Genomic DNA, 3,198 nt, shown 5'->3' with positions numbered 1-3,198 from the left:
ATTTAATGGAGTATCCGCCGTAACCCACCGATGTTAACGGAAAAATATATTATTGAATCAATATTTCAGGGTATTAGCGTTACTTGTAAGGGCACGGCATTGCCGTGTCCCTACTAAATTTACCGACTCTTAATTTTATGCTGGTTGTTGCACGGGTAAATCGGCAGTCTTCCAGGCACTCCATGAACCGGGAATATTGATAACATTCTCAAACCCATGCTTTTGCAGCAAACTGGCAGCTATAGACGCCCGATATCCACTACCACAGTAGGTGGCTACGGTTTTACTTTTATCTAACTGATCCAGTTTTTCTTCGAGATGGGGGACATAAATATGTTCAGCGCCAGGGATGCAGCCACTGTGGAATTCTTTGTCAGTTCGCACATCTAACACCGTCAGCTTTGAGTCTTCCTTGTGCTGATTCAACTCATGCACCGTCCACTCACCCAGGTGCTGTAAGGGTAGCCCCGCATTCTGCCAACTCTTCATCCCATCATGGAGATATCCGGCTAAGTTATCGTAACCCACGCGGAATAACTGTTCGGTAACCAATGATAAATCCCGCGCACTTTCTACAACTAATAGCAGCGTTTTTTCTGGGTCAATCATCCAGCCTATCCAGTTAGGAAAGGCAGATTGCAGGGCAATATTAATCGCACCAGGTATATGTCCACCCCCAAATGCCAGCATCGAACGGGTATCAATGACAATGGTGTTTTCATCTGCCATTTTCTGTTGAAATTCTTGAGGAGATAAGGGTTGCAATGTTGGCACACACCCTTTAATCGATGCGCCTTTTGCGTTCACTTTTTTTAAGCGGGAGTAGTGAGTGGGGGGTTCTGGCATATCGCCCAAAATCCACTCGACAAATTCGGCTTCGGTTCGCTGTTTATAGGCGTCACTAAAAATCCGTTCATTCCCAATTGTACTCTGTCGGCGATCGCCTATGGATTTACCGCAGGCTGAACCCGCACCGTGACAGGGATAGACTTCGACGCGATCGCCTAATGGGACTAATTTGTCGAATAATGAGTGATACAGTTGCGCCGCCTGTTTTTTCTCGGTTCCTGTACCGACTAAATCGGGACGCCCAACATCCAAATTAAACAGCGTGTCTCCTGTGAGTACGCCAAAGGGTTCTTTCCCCTGTTGAGCATCATGAATTAACAAACAGATGTGTTCTGGCGTATGTCCCGGCGTATGCAGGGCGCGGAGGGTAACTTTACCCAGTTGTAATTCGTCCCCTTCACTCAGTTGCTGTATCTGGAACTGATAATCCTCACTCTTCCCGCCGTAAATTGTTGCGCCAGTACGGGCTTGAAGTTCCGATGCGCCGGATACAAAGTCGGCGTGGATATGGGTTTCTAAGATATGGGTAATTCTCACACCCCGCGATCGCGCTATTTGCAAATAGATATCTACGTCACGACGCGGATCGATAACGGCGGCTACACCCGCTTTGTCATCTCCCACTATATAGGATAGCAGCGCTAGTCCTTCGGTGTTAATTTGTTCTAAAACTAATGCCATGATTCGTTCTCCGATTAAGGATTAACTCGCTGAGGAATGCTGTGAAATATAATTTTTGAAGAATTCTTTCATTTGAGGGGATTTCTCACAATCAAAGCCCATGGTTTTCCCTTTTTCCATGGCTTGTTCTGCGGTCATTCCTTCGCGAGTTGCCACATACATTAATGCCATCATCCCCGAACGTAACCCACTCTTGCAGTGAATTAGGGCTGGCTTGGGCAGTTCTTCGATTTGTTGGAGAACTTGGCTTGCCAGTTGATCCGTTAGGGTATCAGGTTTAACGGGGATGTTGACATAGTGCAATCCGGCGGCGGCGGCTTGCTGCTTTTCATCACTAGCGAACCCCTCTTCCCCAGGCGATCGCAGATTTAATACCGATTTTACCCCTTCTTGAACCGCTTGTTGCAGTTGCTCCGGTGTCACCTGATTGGTGGCTACGGTTAAGTTATCGTTTATCTTTTTGGCGTTTTCCATGATTGTCTAGCTCCTTGTTAAAATGCCGATAGTCTAATTGAAGCGGGTATAAATAATTTATTGCCATGTCCGGCTATTGATATTCCATTCATAGTCTTGGCTAAAATTTAGGACAATTCATCTAACCTGAGAAGTAGATTGGTTTCTATCTAAAGATAGTTTTAATTTGGAGGTTAGGCTATTTTTTAGGCGTTAGCTTTGGCTGTGAGTTAACGGGTGACTTCAGCTAAAGGTTAACTGGCTTAGAATGCTAATAGAAATTATTTTCAAGAGAGTTGTCTATTTATTTATTTTATTTACACAGAATTTAATGTAGAATTTTCATTAAAATAATGTTAGCCTGAAAAGAGAGGGTATTTGAATTAACGCCAAACCCAAACTTGAAGCGTAGTAGATATGTTCATTTAATCAATGAAGCCCTAAGGGCATCCAAACGTTGATGACAACCCAGAAATAGAACTTGTCAAATACCCTCTGACCAGACTCAAGAGGACGAAAAATGAATATCAACCTACCCAACAAAGCCGTTATTGGAGCAGTAGTGATTGCGGGTTCAACCCTGTTGGCACTCGGAACCAGTCCCTTGTGGGGCGAAAAACCGACAGAGGCATCGACTCTACTGTCTAATGACAATGCAGGAATAAAAGTGAACAGCCTGGTATTGGCAAGACCAAGGGATAACTATTGAGCCAAATGATAGAATTCAGGTTCAAGGTTCCAGAGTCAATATGGCAGGAACCCCCGCTATGATTGCGGCTCAAGTCCAAAAAGGAAACCAAGTTCTGAGGTTAAGGAATGCAAATGGGGTTCCGGTTTGGAGTCGGAGACAATTGCCTCAGAATTAATGCCAAGTTGCATTCAACGATAAGAGATTGTCTGTAAGGAAAGTAGGGGCGGGTTTAGTCACATCTGGATGAGGTAAGAAACGATAGTAGTGAAACCCGCCCCTACACACAACTAAAAACTTTTGATCTTAATTTAATATGAATCGCAGAAAATTCTTTTTCCTCAGTAGCTCAACAGCTGGCGCTATATTACTCAGTCAGTGTTCTTCTACTACGACCAAACAAGCGCAGTCCGAAAAGTTACGCAAGTCAACCGGGCGATTGAGTAGCCAAGGCGGACAACTCGATATTGCTCTCGATGCGGGTTACGGTGATATTAATCTCGCTGGACGTCAAGCCAACCTTTATA

At 44.7% G+C, this 3,198-nt stretch carries 3 protein-coding genes and 1 pseudogene; 2 read left to right on the top strand and 2 right to left on the bottom strand.

The features are described from left to right. Positions 1–135: 135 nt before the first annotated feature. Together ACLFWI_RS28740 and ACLFWI_RS28735 are read right to left on the bottom strand one after the other, a co-directional pair. Positions 136–1,530: an MBL fold metallo-hydrolase gene (locus ACLFWI_RS28740; protein ID WP_446406199.1), complete on the bottom strand. Its 1,395-nt coding sequence runs from the start codon at positions 1,528–1,530 to the stop codon at positions 136–138. A 21-nt stretch (positions 1,531–1,551) separates the two neighbouring features. After that, a complete protein-coding gene (locus tag ACLFWI_RS28735) occupies positions 1,552–2,004 on the bottom strand; it encodes a beta-lactamase hydrolase domain-containing protein (RefSeq protein WP_446415772.1) in 453 nt (150 codons plus the stop codon). A gap of 499 nt (positions 2,005–2,503) precedes the next feature. On the opposite strand from ACLFWI_RS28735, the gene ACLFWI_RS28730 reads away from it, so the two are divergent. After that, entirely contained in the window at positions 2,504–2,692 is a 189-nt protein-coding gene (locus tag ACLFWI_RS28730; protein WP_446415771.1) for a hypothetical protein, read from the top strand. Between the two features lie 295 nt (positions 2,693–2,987). Next, positions 2,988–3,198 (top strand): annotated as a pseudogene (locus ACLFWI_RS28725) (multicopper oxidase family protein); the annotation flags it as partial.

Source organism: Coleofasciculus sp., assembly GCF_046539235.1.
Lineage (GTDB): Bacteria > Cyanobacteriota > Cyanobacteriia > Cyanobacteriales > Coleofasciculaceae > Coleofasciculus.
Note: the sequence above shows the minus strand (reverse complement) of the source record. Positions and strands in the feature narration are given on the sequence as shown.

Excerpts from the sequence above, each read along its gene's own strand:
- ACLFWI_RS28740 (WP_446406199.1), bottom strand. The coding sequence starts at position 1,530 with ATGGCATTAGTTTTAGAACAAATTAACACCGAAGGACTAGCGCTGCTA.
- ACLFWI_RS28735 (WP_446415772.1), bottom strand. The coding sequence starts at position 2,004 with ATGGAAAACGCCAAAAAGATAAACGATAACTTAACCGTAGCCACCAAT.
- ACLFWI_RS28730 (WP_446415771.1), top strand. The coding sequence starts at position 2,504 with ATGAATATCAACCTACCCAACAAAGCCGTTATTGGAGCAGTAGTGATT.